Raw genomic sequence first — 19,758 nt, forward strand, 5'->3', positions numbered from 1 at the left:
TCTCACTGATACTGTGGTGGGTGGCAAAGAGTTGGAGGAATCGTTCTGGTCCGCTCTTGGTTCCACCTTTGCAAGTTACGCAACAGACGAGATAACCTCAGACCAGTTGAACGATACTGTCAATTTGATCCTCATTGGAGCGATAGGAGCTGCAGGCTCCGCCATCGCTGGCGGCGACCCGATACAGGGAGCCTTTAGTTCCATCATCGCCGAGCTGGCAGAGCAGATCAAGGCTCCGGAGTTGACGGAGGAGCAGAAAGAGCGGGATGGACCGAAGGCAAAGCTTTCAAGTTGTTCGTATGACGATGACTGTCCTGGCTCAGATGGCTTTAGGCGGTTGACAGATAGCGAAATAGCTCAAAAAGTCCCAGAGTTACCTGCTCTTTTGCAGGACAACGACACAGGCATGACTACGCAGGTGTTTTTCAACGAAAAAATGAAAGAGTTGGTAGCGGTTTATCGTGGCTCAGATGAAATGAAAGACTTTTCATCAACGAATATTTCACAATACTTTGGGGCTTCTCCAGGGCAATATGCCATGTTAAATGAGCAAGTTAAGCTTCTTGATAGATTAAGATTTGAACTTAAAGCCGACAAGGTTACTGCTACTGGGCACTCTCTTGGTGGTGGTATGGCCATTGCGGCTGCTTCCACAGAATATGTTGCCAGTGCAGTGGTATTCAATCCTGCTGGGGTCCACGATAACACCTACACTGCAATTGGGGGAGATGTGAACAAAGTGCACGATAACGTCATATCCTATTCGAGTAGAGGCGATATGTTGACGAATCTCCAAGATATGCTGAGCTTCATGCTTCCAACTGCGATAGGCGAAAGATATGTCGTTGAAGCTGGTGGAATCCACGGAATAGAATCCATGTTGTCAGAATTTGATACGCCAACGCAACCGTAAATAAAAATCGTTATGAACATAATAATCAATGTGGCAATGTTATTGGCAAGCCTTTTCCTGCTCAACGCATGCGAAGGGATGTCGGCTGTTACAAAGGTTGCGATGCAGCAACTGCCCAAAAAAGAGATTCGAATTTCCGATCTTTTCCCAAGTGACAGTATGGCCCAAAAGTTGGCTGTTGCTGCTTCAGAAGGCGACCTTAAAAAAGTGGATGAACTTATCGCACATGGGGCGAACCCAAATGCTGTTGGCAAACACGGCATCACGGTTATTGGGTGGCTACTCTACCATCCCAATAAAGCTGGGCTCAAACGTCTCTTTGAGCATGGCGCAGACCCCAATGCCATTTGGGATAAGTGGGACGAACAACGAAGATGGGAATGGTCATTTATTCATTTAGCGACTGAATTGTCTTCAAAAATTGGCATAGATTATCTTCAAATGGCATTAGATGTGGGCGGAAATCCTAATTTGATTGTACGTAACTTGTACTCGCGTCCAATCTCTAGAGCAGTAGATATAAAATATTTTAAATCCTTTTGTGCTCTATACTATGCTGGGGCTGAATTGGATTTCGACGATTATATTTTTAGCATTGAACTCTTAGAATATTCAAAAGTATCACGCAATTATGAATTGACTTTTTTTTTGCTTGAGCATGGAGCAGACTATATGAACGGTGATCCATTTGACTGGGCAAAGGAATTTGCAAGAGAGAATTGCATTTCTGGACCCATATCAAACATATGGGGATATTTTTTATACGATATCTTACATCGAGAAAAGTCTATTGAGAACATGTGGTTCTGGCGCTGCATCGATTTCCTTGAAAAGAAAGGAATGGATTTCGCTGTTCCCGCTGATGTTGAAAAGCTGCGTCCGAAAATCCTAGATGCTAAGCCAACTGCTTATGAGCTTGAAATCGAAAAACTGAAGCTGAAAGAGGAGAATATTGATGCTTCGTAATTTCACGAGTCTTGTAATCGTTTTGCTTGTTTCATCTATAAGTGCGCCCGACGCCGTGAGTGCTGATTTGTCACAGGTGAAAACCATTACCCAAGTGGTCAAACTCTACCAAGGCGTCCTCTCCTATCCCCCGCCCATGTGGGTGAATGGTGTCAAAGACCTTGGCAACTCGGAGTTCTTTCGGAATCAGCAAAACAATCTATTCGCACTTGAACAGATCCCCAAAGGCCAGAATTTCGAAAGCTGGTCGAATCTTTACGGTGTGTACGGCTTCTACCTACCGAAATACGACATGAAACGCTTCCTAGACGAATCCCTCAATGCACTCGCCCTTGGCTGCAAGGTGCAAGGAAAGTCAAAAATAGTCAGCGCCGAAGGCGGCGCGATCATCATGACCTATTTTTGCAGCGACCTTCAGGATCCGCTGGTCGTGGACGGTTGCAATACCGAAAGCGGTTTCCTCTTTCTGAGTCAGGTCGATCAATCTTTTGCCAAGGTCTACATGGCATGGCGCGCGAAGAAGGAGGACATGAAGACGGATAAGTGGCCCATGAATGAGGAAACCGCAACCAAGGCTGTGGAGCGAATGAAAAAGATACGATATTTCAAGGCAGAATGACATCAATACACCAGTGAAAGCCCGCCTCCCCCTGCGGGGCTTTTTTTGTTTTTTGACATAACCACCACCTCCACACAACTCCGACGCTGGCGGGTAGATTGATCTCAAGGCCGGTGACAGCGTCATCCTTCAATCGGCGCGCATCACCTCCGGCGACGAGACCTCGATTACCACCGAGAGCGGACAGGTCGCCATGCTGGTGAGCAAGGACAGCCAATACTAACGTCTCGTCCGATATGGGCTTTCTGGCTTGGTCCTCTTCCGACAAGGGGACGCAGGACGAAACGGTTCAGCACACGGAGATATCAGCCAGGAAGCTGAGTATCACCACGGCGAACGGGGTCGTGGTCCAATACAGGCAGACTGGAAACGTCCGTCAGGACATAGAGCAGCTCGCGCAGGCCCCTGGTTTGGGCTGGATGGGCGAGCTTCTCAAGCGCGACGACGTCAACTGGCAGGCCGTGCAGGAAGCCCACGATAAATGGGCGCATGAGGACAGCGGTATCGGCGGGCCGGGCGTGCAACTGGTGGCCCTGGCCGTGGCTGTGCGCTGACGGTGACCGGGGTGGGAGCAGCCTTCGCGACATGGGCGACAGGCATCAACACTGCAACAGGTGCAGCGGCAACGGCCGCGACTGCAAGTGCCACGGCGGGAGCAACGACGGCCGCGAGTCTGACGGCAACGCAACTGGCCGTGCACTCCGCTGTGGCAGCGGGTTTCAACTCGCTTGTCAGCCAGGCCGCCGTGCAACTTATCGTCAATGAAGGCGACGTTGGCGCGGTGCTCAAGGCCATGGCGACCGAGGATACAGTCCGCTCCTTGGCCACGGTCATGCTGGCGGCGGGCCTGACGAGCGGGCTCATGAGTGCGACGGACGCGGCCAATGATCCTGGCCTGCTGAGTCAGGCAGAGGACATGACCGCAACCATGAAAGTTCTCAGCACGACTCTGCAACGTACGGCCATTCAGGCGGGCGTGTCGGCAGGCGTGAACACCGCCATAAATGGTGGAGATTTGGGACAGAACCTTACGAACAGTCTGCGCACCGCCGCCGTGATCACTCTTGGGGCGCAGGTTGCCGGAGAAATCGGTGCGGCCTACCGGGAAGGTGATCTCAACTACGTTACGCACAAGATAACCCATGCTGCCTTGGGCGCAGCCATGGGTGAGGCGTTAAGCGGCGATGCGGCAGCCGGGGCCATTGGCGCCGTGGTCGGCGAGATGACGGCCGAGGCTTTTGTCCAGCGATTCGTTTACAGTCAGATTGATAATCCTGAAGCCCTGATGAATCTGACGGATGAGGAAGCGCTCCAACTGAAGGCTGATCTCGTCCGGCTTGAGTCCTCCGGCGTGGACATGGGCAGGCTTGCCGCGGGCATTGCCGCCGCCGTTGCGGAAAGGGATATCGATACGGCCGCTACGACCGGCGGCAATGCGGCTGAAAACAACGCATTTTTTGTGATTCCGGTGCTCCTTGAATTCATGGACAAAGGGCTCCAGGCGTACGATGCGTACCGACTTGCCAAGGCCATTGATGCGGGCGATACGGACGAGGCAACCGACATAGCTGCCGAAATCGCCCTTGGTGCTGCAACAGACGCCATCCCGGCCAACGTGATCGCCATCAAGATTGGCATCGCAGTCAAGAAATTCGGCCTTGCCGGACTGGGTGCGAAGATTGTTGGGAAGTTTGGGGATGAGGCGGTCGGGGTTGCTGCCTTGAAGATTGCTGACAAGTTGCCTTCCTCTTTTGGGCATACTGCGGATGATTTGTTGAAAAATGCTGTTACTCCGAACGAATATGGAATATCTCCGATAGCGAGGGCAATTGATAAGCATTCTTCGCGTCCAGGCAGCGTGTATGAAGCGGTCAAAGGCAGCCCTTACGAAAAAAATATTGCGGGTCAAAAGCTTGTTGAAAACATTATGAATAATCCAGATTCAGTTGTATTCTCTAAAAATACAGGTCGATTTGGCCCTGTTATAGATATTGTTTCGCCTGATGGACGAACTCTGCGTTTTGATATTAATGGTAAATTTGTAGGAGTATTGGAGCCATAGTATGATAAAAATTAGTATCGCAAGTGTTCCTGATAGAGAAAAAGTCGTGGCAGAATTGTGGATAAAAAATTACCAATTGGCGGAAATTTCAAAAGAGCAAGAAGAGGTTCTTGTTGAGTTCTTTTGTTATCCCGATATAAAATGGAGTGAAATACCTTTGCTGGAATTAATTGAAAAATTGCAGGAAGCAAACAACAAGCTATCTTGACTATCTGCGGGTCTGAAAAGAGTCGAGCAGGTCAATTATGAACTACTACACCTTATCGTCCATAAATTTTAAGCTAAAACTATGTTTAATTTTATTGACAAATATAAAGAAAATGCTCTTCAGCGTGGAGGATTGTTATTATTCTCGCCGCAAGATGCAATCGAAATAGTAAAGGAATTAGAGAAGAAATCCATAAAAATTCTAGGTCTTGATGCTTTTCAAGTTACCATAAATACTACACAGCCTTTTATGGAACACGGTATCGACTTGTCGAATCAAGATTTTGCATGGAAAGCGGCAATTGAATTTCTTGAAAGAAGGAAAGGTAGCGGATTTGTATTTGAAATAATTACCGATGAATAAGCGAGCAAAAGGCGTCGGGGCACCATCGGGAGGAACGGGGTCTCTTGAATTCAACCGAAATCCACGACGCGAATTCGAATGCCACATCCGAATGGGCATAGGTTCCGCCGTAACGTCCGGCTTTGGACACAATCCCGATCGCGCCAGTTTGGTCAATCCACTGTTTCGGAGTGAGCGTGAAGCTGTTCAGCCCGGCCTGTTTTTTAATCCCGTCGAATTCGACGGGATTAAAACTGGGGTTGTGGAGCTGCTGCTCTCATATCAGGCAACAAAATTCCCATTGTCATACACACACTACCCGTATGCATTGCATACAACTACCCATAGTCGATACAACTCTGAACATTTGGCAGCAGCTATCCGCCTGTCATAAATGAATTCGATCTTGTACGCCTGATCCGGCAAGCACCCGTTTAAAAGGGCTTCCGGACTGAATGTTTCCATCACCCCGTCTTCCTCTTCCCCTTCAGCCACGGGGCCGACACGGCGCACAGTCTGGAAGGAAGAAACGCCCTGCCGGGTCGGGTCCGGTAGGGCGTTTGCTATTCGTTGCGCAGGAAAGGCGCGGCCTTTCTGCCCAGCACACGCCAGGTGCCGAGCAGTCCCATGAACAGCGACACCCCGACACCGGCCAGCACGGTCAAAAAGCCCATGGCAAGGTCCGGAATGAACTGCATGCGCAGCAGGCCCTGGACCACGCCCCAGGCCGTGAGCGAACCCAGCGCCAGGCTGCCAAGGCCGGTGAACAGTCCGGCCAGGGAGAACTCGGCCACGAGGATGGCCAGGATGTCGCGCCTGGTCGCGCCGCAGACCTTGTAGATGACGCTGTCGTAGATGCGCCGGTGCTGGTCCGCCGAGAAGGCTCCGGCCAGCACCAGAAACCCGACCAGCAGCGCCACGCCGGCCATGACCTGGAAGATGCGCACCGTGCGGGTCAGGATCAGGGCCGCGTTGTCGAGCACCTCGCGAATGGTGATCACGGCCACCTCTGGAAAGGCCTGAGTTGCACGGGCATAAAGGGCCTCCGTGTCGTCCACGCCGTAGGCCGCCCCGAGCCAGGTCTGAGGAGCGGCGTCAAGGGTTCCGGGCGAGAAGATGATGGCGAACTGCATGGCCAGGGTCCGCCAGTCGACCTCGCGGATGCTGGCGATGGTCCCGGTCAGGTTCCGGCCGAGCACATTGACGGTCAAGGTGTCGCCAAGGTCAACCCCGAAGCCTTCGGCCAGGTCGGAAGTCAGGGAAATGAGCGGCGGACCGGCATACCCCTTCTCCCACCACTTGCCCCGCACGAGGGTGCTGCCGCGCGGAAAATCCTCGCTGTAGGAGAGCCCCCGGTCCCCGCGCACCGCCCAGGAAACCTCCTCGGCCACGGTGGCGTTCTCCACCGGCGTGTCGCCGATGCGCACGATGCGCCCCCGGATCATGGGGCGCAGGTCCAGCCGCGACAGACCGGGAGTATCGAGAGCCAGGGCGCGAAACCTCTCGACCTGGTCGGGACGGATATCCATGAAGAAGAAGTCCGGGGCCTCTTCGGCCAGTTCGGCGGTCAGCGCCCTGGTCAGGCTGGAATTGACCATGACCACGGCCACCAGGGCCGTGAGTCCGAAGCCCAGGGCAAAGACCAGGCTCACGCCTGGCGAGCCCGGGCGATGAATGTTGGCCACGCCGATGCGGGCGCTGGGCCAGGGCAATCGCGGCGCCTTGGCCGCCAGCCAGCGAATGATCCGGGCCAGCCCCTTGAACAGCACGAAGGCCATGATGGTCCCGCCCACAAACCATGCCGAGAGCTTGTTGTTGCCCGCGAACCAGAAAACCATCAGAGCCAGCAAGGCAAAGGCGGCGGCCGTGGGCAGGATTGCCGCGCGGGGAATGCGCGCCATGTCGGCTGAGACGTAACCTCGGAAAATACCCGAAGGCCGCACCATGACGGCGCGAAAGAGAGGCGGCATGGAGAAGGCCAGGGTCGTGACCAGTCCAAAGAGAGCGGCCTGGATCAGGGGGGCGAAATAAATTCCGCTGCGGACCTGGATGGGCAGGACGTCGGAAAAGAATCGTCCGGCCAGCCAGGGCACAAGGCTCCCGGCCAGCATTCCGGCGCAGGCGCCGACAAAGCCCAGAAAAAGGACCTGCGTCAGGTAGGAAACAAACAGTACGCCGCTTGAGCCGCCCATGCATTTCATGGCGGCCATGTGGTTGAGCCGCCCGCCCAGATACCCGCGTACCCCGCCCGCGATCCCGAGCCCCCCGACCAGAAGCGCGCCCAGCCCAACCAGGGTCAGGTCCACACTCAGGCGCTCCAGCACCGTGCGGATGCGCGGCGCGGCGTGAATGTAGTCGCGCACCCGCCAACCCGAATCGGGATAGGAGTCGCGGATCCGACCGACCACCTGTTCGGCATCTCCGCCATCGAGACGCAAAAGATATTCGGCGCGAAAAAGGCTGCCCGGCTGGGTCAGGCCGGTTTGCCCGAAGGCCCCGGCGGAAACCATGAGCCGGGGTCCCAGGCTGAAGAACTCGACCACGCGGTCCGGCTCGCGCTCGATGATCCCGCGCAGGATGAAGCGCACATCACCAACGCGAATTTCATCCCCCACGGCAATCTGAAGTCTGGTAAAAAGCCCCCGGTCGGCAACGGCTCCGGGCAGACCGTCCCTGACGGCAAGCAGCTCCTGCAACTGCGCGCCGCCTTCAAGCTCCATGCTACCGTACAGGGGGTAGAGAGCGTCCACGCCCTTGAACTCGATCAGTGCGGAACGGGTGGACCCATGCGGAGCTTCGGCGCGGGCCATGGTCCGCGTGGATAGGGTCCGGCTCAATTCACCGAAACCGCCGAGATATACCACTTCGTCTTCGCTAAGATCCCGTGAGGTGAGGGTCACGCTCACGTCTCCGCCGAGTATGGCCTTGGCGTCACCAGCCAGCCCGGCCTCGAGGGCGCGCCCCAGAGAGCCCACGGCGCTGATGGCCAGAACGCCCAGAAAAAGACAGCCCAGAAAGACGCCGAAACCGCGCAGGCCGCCCCGCAGCTCGCGGCGGCAAAGCGTCAGGGCCAAATGCAGGTCTTTGGCACCCATCATGCCTCCATGCGCCCGGAGTGCATGGTGGCCACCCGGTCGCAACGTTCGGCCAACGAGCGGTCATGAGTGACCAGGACCAGGGTCGCATTCTCTTCGGCCTGCAGAGTGAAGAGCAGCTCCATGACCCGCGCCCCGGTCTCTTCGTCCAGGTTGCCCGTAGGCTCGTCGGCAAGGATGATCCGCGGCCGTGCGGCAAAGGCCCGGGCCAGGGCCACGCGCTGCTGCTCGCCGCCCGAGAGCTGCGAGGGGTAATGGCCGCCGCGATGCCCGAGGCCGACCTGCTCCAACGCTTCCATGGCCCGACTGCGGGCCTTTGGATGATGGGCGAATTCCAGGGGCAAGGCCGCGTTTTCAAGCGCCGTCATGGTCGGAATGAGATGAAAGGCCTGAAAGACGATGCCCAGATGCTCACGCCTGAAGCGTGACAGCTCGTCCTCGGTCAGGGCGGTCAGGTCCACCCCGGCCACCTGTACCTGGCCCAGCGTCGGCCGCTCCAGCCCGGCCATGAGCATGAGCATGGTCGTCTTGCCCGAACCGGAAGGGCCTACCACGGCCAGGGTCTCGCCCTGGGAAACCCGCAGGTTGACCCCGCTCAATATGTTGACCGGCCCCGAGCCGGCGGTTAGCGTCAAATGAACGTCAGAGAGTACAACAGAAGAGGAAACATTCATGTCATCCATCCTTGTATGGAGTATCACCTGGGCCGTGGCCCTGATCATTTTATGTCCGGTTCGCGGAGTTTGCGCGGAGCCTGAAATTCATATTCTCGCCTTCGGGGACAGCCTGACCGCAGGCTACAACCTGCCCCCCTCCAAGTCTTTCGCCGCCAGGCTGGAGCAGCGGGTGCTCAGCCAGGGGCGCAAGGTCCGAGTCACCAACGCCGGCCTGTCCGGCGACACCTCAAGTGGCGGACGGGCACGCCTGGGCTGGTCCCTGCAGGACAAACCCGATCTGGTCATCCTGGAGCTCGGCGCCAACGACGGCCTGCGCGGCCTGGACCCGGCGCCCATGCGCGCCAACCTCGAAGCCATGATCGAGGAGTGCCTCAAGGCCGGAGTACTAGTAATATTGGCCGGAATGCGTGCTCCGGTCAATTGGGGAGCGGCTTATCGCAAAGAATTCGAGCAGGTTTTTCCCGACCTGGCCCGAAAATACGATCTGCCCCTGTACCCTTTTTTTCTGGACGGGGTTATCTCCGATCCGAAGCTGCTGCTTGATGACGGCCTGCATCCCAATGCCGACGGCGTGGAACGCATCGTGGACGGGATCCTGCCGCTGGTCCTGGACGAAGTGGACGCGCTGTTGCAGCGTCCCGCATAACCGGAAACAAGACATTCTTGTCGTGGGGAACTCATGACCACTCTGCCTTTTGTGCTGCTGGGCATCCTTATCGGAGCCTGGTTCCTGTCAGTCAAGATCATGCGCATCACCGTCAATGCGCTGGCCTCTCCCAAAGAGCGGATGGTCCCGCGCTCGCATGTCCCCTCGGACCAGGAACTGCGCCAGCCGTTGCGCGAGGCCGAGGACTGGGCCCGTGAGCATGGTTTCGAAGACGATGTCATGTTCGACTTCCAGATCGCCTCCAAGGAACAGGCCCTCTTTTGCCGGACCTGGAAAAATGCGGCGGAAAAAAGTTATCTGGTTTTATATTACGGGATGGGCAAGCATTTCGTGGAACTGGTCACCATTTACGATGACAAGACCGGCGTGACGACCACCAACGCACCGGACGCGCATACCTTGCCGGCGGTACCCGGAGCTTTCATCCAGAGTTTTCCCGGAACCGGGCTTACAGACCTGCTCGGACTGCATCTGCAGGGCCGCGCCACTCTGGAGAGGCGCACCGGACTCACTCCGCAGGAGCGTCAGGAAGACACCGTCGATCTCATCGCCAGATCCCTGCAACGCCAGGCCACTTACGTCATGTCCATCCCCGGATGGCAATGGAAGGGCATCTGGTGGATCACCGTGCGCAAGAAGAAGATGATCGGCAAGGATGTCGGCTGGCAACTCGACCAGCTCGGCGTGTTTGAACCCAGCGCCGAGCCCCCTGAGATTCTGCAGTGAAGACCTGCCTTCGACCGGCGGAGGTCCTCTTCCTGCTTCTGGCCTGCACGGTCATACCGGATCAAACCCTGGACAGAAAAACAGCGGCCATGGACTTCATGACCGATCAGGGCGCACTGCCTGCACAGGACCCGGCCGGATCATGACCCTCGACCCCCTGGACTACAATCCTCCGACCCAGCCACGGCTGATCGTCATCCATGAAGACCGGGACATGATCGTGGTCAACAAGCCGGGCGGGCTCCTGTCCGTGCCCGGCCGCACACCGGAGCTGTTCGACTCGGTCCTGTCACGGGTACGCGAACTTCACCCGGGAGCCCAGGCCGTGCATCGCCTGGACCTTGGCACCTCGGGAGTGCTGGTCGTGGCGACCCGGCGCAAGGCCGAAGCGATCCTGCGCCAGCAATTTCAGGACCGCCTGACCCGCAAGATCTATCTGGCCAAGGTCGACGGCATCATGGAAGAAGACGCCGGACAGGTGGACCTTCCGCTCATCTGCGACTGGCCCAACCGCCCAAGGCAGATGGTCTGCCTCGACACGGGCAAACCGGCCCTGACGGACTATCTGGTGCTTGAACGCGCCGAAGAGAGCACCCTGGTCCTCTTGCGCCCCCACACCGGCAGGTCCCACCAGTTGCGGGTGCACATGGCCAGCCTTGGCCACCCCATCATTGGTGACAACCTTTACGGCGACGCCCGGCAAGGCGACCGCCTGCATCTCCACGCCAGCCAGCTTGGCCTCTATCACCCCTACAGCGGGGAATGGACCGTCTTCCACGCACCCTGCGATTTCGCCCCCCACCTGGCTCCCCTCGCGCTGGAGCCCCCCGCCTCCTCTCCCGGAACGTGATTTCGCCGTAAGTTGTCAGGCCCTTTGATCAAAACCGTCCATCCGATCAATCATCGACAAGTTCAATCCATTTCGACCTTCCTAATCAAAATTATCGATTTGACCGAAAGCCCGCATCAGGTCAGATATTCACTCCATGATCCCAATTTACTGGAAATCCTGGTCTTACGCTGCGGTGCGGATCGCGCTGGCGCTAGCTTTTCTTGCGGCCGGAATCATCAAAATCCTGGATCCAATGACCTTTGCCGTGACCATCGATGCCTTCGGCATCCTGCCGGGGCCGTTGATCCCGGCCGTGGCCATCATCCTTCCCATCCTCGAGATCATGGGCGCCGTGGCGCTCATTTTCGATATCCGAGGCAGCCTTGGCCTCATCACCCTCATGATCCTCATGTTCATCGTCGTGCTCGGCTACGGACTGCACATGGGCCTGGACATCGACTGCGGATGCTACGGCCCGGGCGATCCCGAAGGTGAAGCCTTCGCCGGAATCCGCGGCGCGCTGTGGCGGGATCTTGTCATGCTCGGATGCGCGGCAACGCTTTACGCGTGGCGAAAGCTTCTGGGCGTGCGCCCCGGCACTTTCACCAGCATCTACCAATCCATCACAACCTCTATTTCAAAGGAAGAAACTGCATGAAGAAAATCGCCGGCCTCGTCCTGACCCTCTTTTGCCTGCTCGCTGCAAGCCCCTCCTTCGCCCTTTTCGACAACAAGTTCGAGGCCGAAGTGACCACGGAAACAGTTGCCGTGAAACTGCACCGCGACACCATTGCCGGAGGCTACGAACTGCTCGCCGCGACCGAACTCAAAAAAATGATCGACGAAGGCAAGGACATGGTCATCATCGACACCATGCCCTACGAAGACAGCTACAAAAAGGAACACGTCCCCGGAGCCCTGCAGTTCCTCTTCCCCATTCCGGACATGAAGGAATGGAACGACAAGGAGACCACTGGCAAATCCCAGGCCGACTTCGAGGCCATGCTCGGCCCCGACAAGGACAAGCCCATCGTGATCTACTGCGGATTCGTGAAATGCACGCGCAGCCACAATGGCGCGGCGTGGGCCAAGAAACTGGGCTACAAGAACGTCTACCGCTTCCCCGGCGGCATCTTCGCCTGGAAAGGCGCCGGATTTCCCATCGAAAAAATCAAGTAGTCCTTACACTGCGCCGCGAAAAGCCGCGCATCCGGATGAAAACAGGAATGCCCCTGGCCATTACGGCTCGGGGCATTCTGCATGGTAAAGGCGGGATGTCACCGTCCCGGCGCGCAGTGCTCAACCCACCACGTCATACCGGCTGAAAACCAGCGAATAGAACGCCTTGCCTTTGGTCCGGGATCTGAGCTCCGTGGAAAAGCCGAAGAGCTGACGCATGGGGGCGGTGGCCGTGATACCGGACTCGAAATCGGAGGTGCGCACGTCCAGGATGCGGGCGTTCTTTGCTCCGAGGAGGTTGACGCAGTCACCGACATATTCCTGCGGCATGCGCAGTTCCACATCCATGATCGGTTCGAGCAGGACCGGCGAGGCCTTGATCAGGGCCGACTTCATGGCCTCCAGCGCGGCCATGCGCACGCCCAGATCCGTCAGGCCGTCCTCGAAATGGGCAACCTCGAGCAATGTCGCCTGCACGTCCGAAACCAGGCAACCCTGAAGCATCCCGGCCTGCAGCGCGTCCTCCATGGCCTTGAGCGCTATGTCCGTGTGATTCGAGGCCGGCAACTCGGTGACGCAGAGGTTGCCCTGCCCCCGCGCAGCCGGATGCACCATGACCCGAACCAGGGCGCGATGCTGCTGGTCCCCGATGAGCTTGCGGCAGGTTCCCTCGGCCGTCGCATCGGCGGCAATGGTCTCACGAAAAATGACCTGCGGATTGCCGTACCGGAAAGTAACCCCGCTCTCACGACGCAGCCTCTCCAGTACGACCTCCAGATGCAGCTCGCCAAGGCCCGCCACGATGAGCTGATCCGTGTCCTCGTCCGTGAAGGATTGCAGGGTCGGGTCTTCGATGCAATATCTTTGAAGCAAAGCTTGAAGTTTGTCCGTATCGCTGGCGCTGCCCGGCACCAGGGCCACGTTCAGGACCGGCTGAATGACGTCGATGTTCTCAAGACGCAACGTGGCCTTGCCGGAGAAGAGCGTGTCGCCGGTGATGCACTCCTTGAGCCCCGTGGCCAGGACAATCTCGCCGGCCTTGGCCTCGGGGATGGGCTCGTACCGGTTGGCATGAACAGTATAGAGCTTGTGGATCTTTTCGAAGTGCTCCAACCGGGAATTGTACACCGCGCTGTTTTCGCCGATGCGGCCGTTGTAGACGCGCATGAAGATCTTCTTATGCGCGCCTTCGAAGAGAACCTTGAAGACAAAGCCCACGAACTGGTCCGCACTCACGCTCTGCTCCTCCATGCGCCGCAGCACATGGGCGTGGGAATGCGACTCCACCGGAGAGGGCAAAAAATGCACGATCCCGTTCATGAGCGGCTGTACCCCGATATTCTTGAGTGCGCTGCCGCAATAGACCGGCACGGCCTGGCCCGTCAGCGTCGCCTTGCGCAGGGCTGCCCGCAACTCGGGCTCGCCGATGGCTTCGTCGGCCAAGTAGCGCTCCATGACCAGATCGTCGAAATCGGCTGCGGCTTCCGTCAGTTCCTTGCGCCTGGCCTCGAAAAGATCGCGGTCCCCGTCCGCCGGATCGAACTCGTGCACCGTCGTGCCCTGATCCGTCGCATCGAAGACCAGGACCTTGCCACGCAGAAGATGCAGCACCCCGCCCTCCACGCAGACGGACGGCACCGTCACCGGCAGCGGCCTGATCGCAAGGCGGGCCTCTATATCCGCGACCACCTTCCAGTAATCGGCTCCGGGACGGTCGGTCTTGTTGACGAAAACAAGTCGGGGCAAGCCGTATTTTCGCGCCTGTCGCCATACCGTCTCGCTCTGGGACTCGATACCGTTGACTCCGCAGAAGACAACGATCGCGCCATCACAGACCCGCAGGGAGCGTTCCACTTCGACGTTGAAATCCACGTGTCCGGGAGTGTCTATGATGTTGACCTGACTGCCCTCCCAAACCACGGAGGTGCAGGCCGAGGTGATGGTGATGCCCCGCTTCTGCTCTTCCTCAAGGTAGTCCATGGTCGCGTTGCCATCATGGACCTCGCCGATCTTGTGGATCTTGTGCGCATAAAAGAGGAGTCGTTCGGTCAGCGTGGTCTTGCCCGCGTCGATGTGGGCGATGATGCCGATATTGCGTGTGGAGGAATCGATGTCGTGTTTTTTCATGAGTTCTGGCTGAATCGGGTTAGGAATAGGTGGAAGTGCAATGGCGAAACGTATCGGGACTGATCACGTCCCAGACCCAACAGCCAAGCAGCCGCTCGGCCATGACCACCGGGGCCTGGCCCGGCTCGCCGCCGTAGAGGATGTAGGGGCGTCCTTCTGCGGCGACCTCGGCAGTGACTGCCCGGTAAGCCTGGAGATATTCGCTGTCCGGGATGTCCATCCGAATACCGTATCCTGCCGGATCAGGGCGCAGCGTCCGGGAATAATCGAGATCCAGTCCGGCCAGATCGACGCATATTCCCGGACCGCTGCCGGCCAGAAGTCTGACCAGGGGCTGCGGATCGGAAGTGAAGACCTGGTGCGCGGACAAAAAATCGCAACCAAACAGGAACGGGTCGGTCACCGGACCGGTTACGTGCACGACCACCCCCTGAACCTTGGCCACCAGGGCCTGGACCATGGCCGAAAAAAGGGCCGGCAGGGGAAAGCGGCGCAGATCCACCGCAAAAAAGGCCCACTCCAGCCGCTCGCAGCTCAGGGAATGTTCCACATGACTGAACCGCCGGGTCTGCATGACCGGCTCGGTCCCGTTCTGGGCCAGGGCATAGGCAAAGCTCACCGCGTTCTTGATGATTGATTTTTGGACCGGCGGACAGCGTTCATACGCCTCCCCGAAAGCATCGTCATCAATGTCCGCTACAAATCCGTTCTCGGCCAACAGTTCTTCGATCACCCGTAGCTCCTTGCAAAAAAATGGGCAGGCCATGCATGACCTGCCCGACATTTCCATATTTCAAGGCGTTGCACAACAGGGTGCGGCCCTGGAAGTTCAGATCGCGTCCAGCACCAGGGCGCCCATTTCCGAACAGCCGACCTTTTTGCCCTCGCCTACATAGATGTCACCAGTACGATAGCCCTGGGCCAGCACGCTCTTGACCGCCGCGTCGATGGCCGCGGCCTCTTCCTCGAGGCCGAAGGCGAAGCGGAGCATCATGGACACGGACAAGATGGTGGCCAGGGGATTGGCGACGTCCTGACCGGCGATGTCCGGGGCCGAACCGTGAATGGGCTCGAACAGCGCAGGTCCGTCCGACCCCATGGAGGCCGAAGGCAGCATCCCTATGGAGCCGGTGATGATGGAGGCCTCGTCGGAAAGGATGTCGCCGAAAAGGTTCTCGGTCACGATGACGTCGAACTGCGAGGGGTCGCGGATGAGCTGCATGGCCGCGTTGTCCACGTACATGTGCGAAAGTTCGACATCCGGATACTCGGCTGCGGTGCGGATGGCCACCTCGCGCCACAGGCGGGACACGTCGAGCACGTTGGCCTTGTCCACGGAGCAGAGCCGCCCAGAACGCTTGCGCGCGATCTCGCAGGCCACGCGCACGATGCGCTCGATCTCGGATTCGGAATAGATCATGGTGTTGAAGGCCGCCCGCTCGCCATTCACCACGGTCTCGCCGCGCGGCTCTCCGAAATAGGCCCCGCCCGTCAGCTCGCGCACGACCATGATATCAAGGCCCTGGCCGATGATGTCCGGACGCAGGTAGGACGCCGCCGCCAGCTCCGGAAAGAGCACGGCCGGGCGCAGGTTGGAAAAGAGTCCAAGCGCCTTGCGGATGCCAAGCAACCCTTTTTCGGGCCGGATTGCAGGATCGATGGTGTCCCATTTGGGGCCGCCCACCGCGCCCAGCAGCACCGCGTCCGCAGCCTTGCAGGCAGCCACGGTGGCATCGGGCAAAGGATTGCCCACTGCGTCGATGGCTGCACCACCGATCAGCGCCGTCTCGGTCTGAACCGTATGCCCAAACTTCGCCGCCACCTTCTCCAGCACCTTCACGGCCTGGGTCACTATCTCGGGGCCTATGCCGTCGCCGGGCATGAGGCATATCTTCATGTTCATTGAGAGCTCCTATGTATTTTAAGCATGCCTCCGGCGGGCAGGGGACGCGCCCCCTGCACCCCATTCAAGGAGAGTGGAGGAGGCCCGATGTTCGCGCCAGAGAGCGCCGAATGGGGCTACTGCGCCACCTTGCGCTTCACGTACTCGACCAGGCCGCCGCCGGAGAGCATTTCCATCATGAACGGGGCCACTGGGATGAAACCGATGGTCTCGCCCGTGGTCAGGTTCTTGATCGTGCCTGCGGCCACGTCGATCTCAAGCTCGTTGCCTTCCTTGATGCGTTCGATGTCGTCGCCCAGTTCCAGGAGCAAGAGCCCCATGTTAAAGGCGTTGCGGTAGAAGATGCGTGCGTAGCTCTTGGCCAGCACCACGGGAATGCCCGCTCCGATGATGGCCAGGGGGGCGTGTTCCCGGGACGAGCCGCAGCCGAAGTTCTCCCCGGCCACCAGGACGTCGCCGGGAGCGACGCGCTTGACCCAGCCTTCTTCCAGCCCCTCGAAACAGTTTTTGCCCAGTTCCGCCGTATCGGCAGTGACAAGAAAACGCGCCGGGATAATGGCGTCGGTATCTATATGATCCCCCACAACGTGGGTTTTTCCTTTGAATTTCATGTTTCCTCCTTTAGCCGAGCGCGCCCGGATGCGTGATGAGCCCGGTCACGGCCGTGGCTGCGGCGACGGCCGGGTTGGCCAGGTAGACTTCGGACTTCAAGCTGCCCATGCGGCCCTTGAAATTACGGTTTGTGGTGGCCAGGCAACGCTCGCCGCCGGCCAGGATGCCCATGTGCCCGCCAAGGCACGGCCCGCAGGTGGGCGGACTGATAATGGCGCCCGCATCGAGGAAAATGCGCAGCAGGCCCTCGTCCAGGGCCATCGAATAGGCGCCGGGTGATGCAGGGATGACGATGAAACGCACCCCCTTGGCCACTTTTCGGCCCTTGATGATCCTGGCCGCCTCGCGCAGGTCGCTGATACGGCCATTGGTACAGGAACCGAGCACGACCTGGTCCACGCGCACGTCGGAAACTTCCTCCACCGGCCTTACATTGTCCGGCAGGTGCGGACAGGCGATCTGGGGAGAAAAGGAGGACACGTCAAAGGTCATCTCCTTCCAGTAATGCGCGCCCTCGTCGGCGGCGATGGGGCTGTCGCCCATGCGGCCGTGAGCCTGGCAATAGGCCAGGGTCTTTTCGTCGGCAGCAAAAAGCCCGACCTTGCCGCCGGCCTCGATGGCCATGTTGGCCATGGTCATGCGCGCCTCGACTGAAAGGCCGTCAATGACCTCGCCGCCGAACTCCAGCGCCTTGTACAAGGCTCCGGCAACACCGGTCTGGCCGATGGTGAAAAGGACCAGATCCTTGCCGCCGACATGCTCCGGCAACTTGCCGGTGAAGTTGACGCGGATTGTCTCCGGAACCTTGAACCAGGTTTCGCCAAGAGCCATCGCTGCGGCGATATCCGTGCTCCCGAGTCCCGTGGCAAAAGCGCCGAGGCCGCCGTAGGTACATGTGTGGCTGTCCGCACCGACCACGATATCTCCTGGTCCGACCATCCCGTATTCGGGCAGAATGGCGTGCTCAACACCCACGTTTCCGCCCTCGTAATAATGGGTGATGTCCATCTCGCGGGCAAAGTCGCGCACGACCTTGACCTGTTCAGCCGAATCAATGTCCTTGTTGGGGGTGAAGTGGTCGCAGACCAGGGCCACGCGGTCCTTGTCGAAAACCTGCTTCACACCCATCCCGCGAATGGACTTGATGGCGAGCGGTGCGGTTATATCGTTGGCCAGCACCATGGAAACGCGGCACTGGACGATCTGTCCGTCCGCGGTGATGGGCTGGTCCGTATGCCTCTGCAATATCTTCTGAGCTAAAGTCTGGCGCATATGCTGTCCTCCTGTCTTTTGGCCAAGCGGTTCAGGGCGTTCAGATACGCCTTGGCGCTGGCCACGATGATGTCCGCATCAGATGCGCGGCCCACCGAAGTTTTTCCGTTCTCTTCTATCTTGACGGTTACCTCGCCCTGGGCGTCGGTGCCGCCGGTTATGGCATTGACCGCATAGCGGACCAGTTTGGGGCTACGCCCCACGACCTTGCCGATGGTGTTGAAAACAGCATCGATGGGGCCTGTCCCGAAATCCGACAGGATGCGTTCTTCGCCGTCCACATACATTTTGACGACCGCGTTGGGGATGGCCATGTTGCCGCTCAAGGCGCTCAGGTATTCCAGGCGGTACTTGTCCGGAAGGCGGAAAATCTCATCGAGGACGACGGCCTCGAGGTCTTCGACGAAAATCTCCTTCTTGCGGTCGGCCAGTTTTTTCATGGCCGTGAAAACAATGCCGAGCTGCTCCTCATCGAGGCGGTAGCCCAGATCCTTGAGGCGCTTGTCGAAGGCGGCGCGACCCGAATGCTTGCCCAGAACCATGTCCTCTTCCTGACGTCCCACGGATTCGGGAGTCATGATCTCATAGGTCTGGCGATTCTTGAGAACTCCATCCTGGTGGATTCCAGATTCATGGGCAAACGCATTAGCACCGATAATCGATTTGTAAGGGGGTATAGGCTGACCGATGATCAAAGACAAGAGCCGGGTGGAGGGGAAAATCTGCTCTTTATTGATGTTTGTGGTCAGCTGATAGAAATCCTTGCGCACGTCCATGGACATGACCACCTCTTCCAGGGCCGCGTTGCCGGCGCGCTCGCCGATGCCGCTCAGGGTCACTTCGGCCTGACGTGCGCCTGCCTTCAAGGCCGCCAGGGTGTTGGCCGTGGCCAGGCCCAGGTCGTTGTGGCAGTGCACGGAAAAGACGGCCTTGTGACTGCCCTTCACGTTTTCGAGCAGGTACTTGATCAGCTCCGCGAATTCCTGGGGCTGGGTGTAGCCGACGGTGTCCGGGATGTTGATGGTCGTGGCCCCTGCCGCGATGACGCGATCGAAGACCTGAACCAGAAAGGGCCAATCGGAACGGGAGGCGTCCTCGGCGGAGAATTCAACATTGGAGGTCTTCGACGCCGCGTATTTGACGGCGGCCTCGGCCATGTCCAGAACCTCGTGACGCTCCTTGCGCAGCTTGAACTTCATGTGAATGTCCGAAGTGGCCAGGAAGGTGTGGATTCGCGCCTGCGGGTTGCCCTTGACCGCATCCCAGGCACGATCGATATCACTGGGCAGCGCACGGCAAAGTCCGGCCACCTGGCAGTTCTGCACGGCCAGGGCAATGTCGCGCACGGCCTCGAAATCGCCCTGGCTTGCGGCGGGAAAGCCGGCCTCGATGATGTCGACGCCGAGTATTTCGAGCTGCCGTGCCAGACGAACCTTCTCGTCTCGGTTCATGGTTGCGCCGGGAGACTGCTCGCCGTCACGCAAGGTCGTGTCGAAAATGAAAATTCTTTCTGACATGATGCACTCCTTTTAATGGATGATGTATAATCGATAAGTGA

At 58.3% G+C, this 19,758-nt stretch carries 19 protein-coding genes and 1 pseudogene; 11 read left to right on the forward strand and 9 right to left on the reverse strand.

Annotated elements, in window-relative coordinates:
• From CVU60_00005 to CVU60_00030, 6 genes are all read left to right on the forward strand, one after another.
• The coding region (locus CVU60_00005; GenBank protein ID PKN43445.1) for a filamentous hemagglutinin at window positions 1-913 on the forward strand (913 nt) is incomplete at its 5' end.
• Between the two features lie 12 nt (window positions 914-925).
• Window positions 926-1,879 carry a hypothetical protein gene (locus CVU60_00010; GenBank protein ID PKN43446.1) on the forward strand — a complete coding sequence of 318 codons (954 nt, stop codon included), beginning with the start codon at window positions 926-928 and terminating at the stop codon, window positions 1,877-1,879.
• The gene (locus CVU60_00015) at window positions 1,869-2,498 is read left to right on the forward strand and encodes a hypothetical protein (protein PKN43447.1); all 630 of its coding nucleotides are present in this window, start codon (window positions 1,869-1,871) and stop codon (window positions 2,496-2,498) included. Before CVU60_00010 ends, CVU60_00015 begins: the two co-directional genes overlap by 11 nt.
• Before the next feature lie 236 nt (window positions 2,499-2,734).
• Window positions 2,735-3,052, forward strand: coding sequence for a hypothetical protein (locus CVU60_00020; GenBank protein ID PKN43448.1), 318 nt, complete (start codon window positions 2,735-2,737; stop codon window positions 3,050-3,052).
• The gene (locus CVU60_00025) at window positions 3,049-4,560 is read left to right on the forward strand and encodes a hypothetical protein (protein PKN43449.1); all 1,512 of its coding nucleotides are present in this window, start codon (window positions 3,049-3,051) and stop codon (window positions 4,558-4,560) included. Before CVU60_00020 ends, CVU60_00025 begins: the two co-directional genes overlap by 4 nt.
• A 1-nt stretch (window position 4,561) precedes the next feature.
• Window positions 4,562-4,768: a hypothetical protein gene (locus CVU60_00030; GenBank protein ID PKN43450.1), complete on the forward strand. Its 207-nt coding sequence runs from the start codon at window positions 4,562-4,564 to the stop codon at window positions 4,766-4,768.
• 406 nt (window positions 4,769-5,174) lie between these two features.
• Here CVU60_00030 and CVU60_00035 read toward each other — a convergent pair.
• The 3 genes and pseudogenes from CVU60_00035 to CVU60_00045 all read right to left on the reverse strand — a co-directional run bounded on the left by CVU60_00035 (window position 5,175) and on the right by CVU60_00045 (window position 8,879).
• Window positions 5,175-5,381 (reverse strand): annotated as a pseudogene (locus CVU60_00035) (DNA-binding protein).
• A gap of 292 nt (window positions 5,382-5,673) precedes the next feature.
• A complete protein-coding gene (locus CVU60_00040) occupies window positions 5,674-8,208 on the reverse strand; it encodes a hypothetical protein (protein ID PKN43451.1) in 2,535 nt (844 codons plus the stop codon).
• Window positions 8,205-8,879, reverse strand: coding sequence for an ABC transporter (locus CVU60_00045; GenBank protein ID PKN43452.1), 675 nt, complete (start codon window positions 8,877-8,879; stop codon window positions 8,205-8,207). The genes CVU60_00040 and CVU60_00045 overlap by 4 nt, the downstream gene beginning before the upstream one ends.
• Between CVU60_00045 and CVU60_00050 the strand changes: the two genes are divergently transcribed.
• From CVU60_00050 to CVU60_00070, 5 genes are all read left to right on the forward strand, one after another.
• A complete protein-coding gene (locus tag CVU60_00050) occupies window positions 8,878-9,528 on the forward strand; it encodes an arylesterase (protein PKN43453.1) in 651 nt (216 codons plus the stop codon). The genes CVU60_00045 and CVU60_00050 overlap by 2 nt on opposite strands.
• A 33-nt stretch (window positions 9,529-9,561) precedes the next feature.
• On the forward strand, window positions 9,562-10,275 hold the full coding sequence (locus tag CVU60_00055) for a hypothetical protein (GenBank protein ID PKN43454.1): 714 nt from the start codon (window positions 9,562-9,564) through the stop codon (window positions 10,273-10,275).
• A 142-nt stretch (window positions 10,276-10,417) separates the two neighbouring features.
• A complete protein-coding gene (locus tag CVU60_00060) occupies window positions 10,418-11,125 on the forward strand; it encodes an RNA pseudouridine synthase (protein PKN43455.1) in 708 nt (235 codons plus the stop codon).
• A 136-nt stretch (window positions 11,126-11,261) separates the two neighbouring features.
• The gene (locus CVU60_00065; GenBank protein ID PKN43456.1) at window positions 11,262-11,765 is read left to right on the forward strand and encodes a DoxX family protein; all 504 of its coding nucleotides are present in this window, start codon (window positions 11,262-11,264) and stop codon (window positions 11,763-11,765) included.
• Window positions 11,762-12,286, forward strand: coding sequence for a sulfurtransferase (locus tag CVU60_00070; GenBank protein ID PKN43457.1), 525 nt, complete (start codon window positions 11,762-11,764; stop codon window positions 12,284-12,286). The genes CVU60_00065 and CVU60_00070 overlap by 4 nt, the downstream gene beginning before the upstream one ends.
• A gap of 120 nt (window positions 12,287-12,406) precedes the next feature.
• On the opposite strand, the gene fusA is transcribed toward CVU60_00070, so the two are convergent.
• The 6 genes from fusA to CVU60_00100 all read right to left on the reverse strand — a co-directional run bounded on the left by fusA (window position 12,407) and on the right by CVU60_00100 (window position 19,717).
• A complete protein-coding gene (gene fusA / locus CVU60_00075; GenBank protein PKN43458.1) occupies window positions 12,407-14,413 on the reverse strand; it encodes an elongation factor G in 2,007 nt (668 codons plus the stop codon).
• A 19-nt stretch (window positions 14,414-14,432) separates the two neighbouring features.
• On the reverse strand, window positions 14,433-15,146 hold the full coding sequence (locus CVU60_00080; GenBank protein ID PKN43459.1) for a hypothetical protein: 714 nt from the start codon (window positions 15,144-15,146) through the stop codon (window positions 14,433-14,435).
• 96 nt (window positions 15,147-15,242) lie between these two features.
• Complete coding sequence (gene leuB / locus CVU60_00085) at window positions 15,243-16,316, reverse strand: 3-isopropylmalate dehydrogenase (protein ID PKN43460.1); 1,074 nt, start codon at window positions 16,314-16,316, stop codon at window positions 15,243-15,245.
• Between the two features lie 116 nt (window positions 16,317-16,432).
• Window positions 16,433-16,927: a 3-isopropylmalate dehydratase small subunit gene (gene leuD, locus CVU60_00090; GenBank protein ID PKN43461.1), complete on the reverse strand. Its 495-nt coding sequence runs from the start codon at window positions 16,925-16,927 to the stop codon at window positions 16,433-16,435.
• Window positions 16,928-16,937: 10 nt separating this feature from the next.
• Window positions 16,938-18,200, reverse strand: a complete 1,263-nt coding sequence (gene leuC, locus CVU60_00095) for a 3-isopropylmalate dehydratase large subunit (GenBank protein PKN43462.1) — start codon at window positions 18,198-18,200, stop codon at window positions 16,938-16,940.
• Complete coding sequence (locus tag CVU60_00100; protein ID PKN43463.1) at window positions 18,185-19,717, reverse strand: 2-isopropylmalate synthase; 1,533 nt, start codon at window positions 19,715-19,717, stop codon at window positions 18,185-18,187. Before CVU60_00100 ends, leuC begins: the two co-directional genes overlap by 16 nt.
• Between the last annotated feature and the right edge of the window lie 41 nt (window positions 19,718-19,758).

Source organism: Deltaproteobacteria bacterium HGW-Deltaproteobacteria-18 (assembly GCA_002841885.1).
Taxonomy (GTDB): domain Bacteria; phylum Desulfobacterota; class Desulfovibrionia; order Desulfovibrionales; family Desulfomicrobiaceae; genus Desulfomicrobium.

Excerpts from the sequence above, each read along its gene's own strand:
- CVU60_00060 (PKN43455.1), top strand. The coding sequence starts at position 10,418 with ATGACCCTCGACCCCCTGGACTACAATCCTCCGACCCAGCCACGGCTG.
- leuB (PKN43460.1), bottom strand. The coding sequence starts at position 16,316 with ATGAACATGAAGATATGCCTCATGCCCGGCGACGGCATAGGCCCCGAG.
- fusA (PKN43458.1), bottom strand. The coding sequence starts at position 14,413 with ATGAAAAAACACGACATCGATTCCTCCACACGCAATATCGGCATCATC.
- CVU60_00020 (PKN43448.1), top strand. The coding sequence starts at position 2,735 with ATGGGCTTTCTGGCTTGGTCCTCTTCCGACAAGGGGACGCAGGACGAA.
- CVU60_00040 (PKN43451.1), bottom strand. The coding sequence starts at position 8,208 with ATGATGGGTGCCAAAGACCTGCATTTGGCCCTGACGCTTTGCCGCCGC.
- CVU60_00100 (PKN43463.1), bottom strand. The coding sequence starts at position 19,717 with ATGTCAGAAAGAATTTTCATTTTCGACACGACCTTGCGTGACGGCGAG.
- CVU60_00010 (PKN43446.1), top strand. The coding sequence starts at position 926 with ATGAACATAATAATCAATGTGGCAATGTTATTGGCAAGCCTTTTCCTG.
- CVU60_00065 (PKN43456.1), top strand. The coding sequence starts at position 11,262 with ATGATCCCAATTTACTGGAAATCCTGGTCTTACGCTGCGGTGCGGATC.
- leuC (PKN43462.1), bottom strand. The coding sequence starts at position 18,200 with ATGCGCCAGACTTTAGCTCAGAAGATATTGCAGAGGCATACGGACCAG.
- CVU60_00030 (PKN43450.1), top strand. The coding sequence starts at position 4,562 with ATGATAAAAATTAGTATCGCAAGTGTTCCTGATAGAGAAAAAGTCGTG.
- CVU60_00050 (PKN43453.1), top strand. The coding sequence starts at position 8,878 with ATGTCATCCATCCTTGTATGGAGTATCACCTGGGCCGTGGCCCTGATC.
- CVU60_00015 (PKN43447.1), top strand. The coding sequence starts at position 1,869 with ATGCTTCGTAATTTCACGAGTCTTGTAATCGTTTTGCTTGTTTCATCT.
- CVU60_00070 (PKN43457.1), top strand. The coding sequence starts at position 11,762 with ATGAAGAAAATCGCCGGCCTCGTCCTGACCCTCTTTTGCCTGCTCGCT.
- leuD (PKN43461.1), bottom strand. The coding sequence starts at position 16,927 with ATGAAATTCAAAGGAAAAACCCACGTTGTGGGGGATCATATAGATACC.
- CVU60_00055 (PKN43454.1), top strand. The coding sequence starts at position 9,562 with ATGACCACTCTGCCTTTTGTGCTGCTGGGCATCCTTATCGGAGCCTGG.
- CVU60_00045 (PKN43452.1), bottom strand. The coding sequence starts at position 8,879 with ATGAATGTTTCCTCTTCTGTTGTACTCTCTGACGTTCATTTGACGCTA.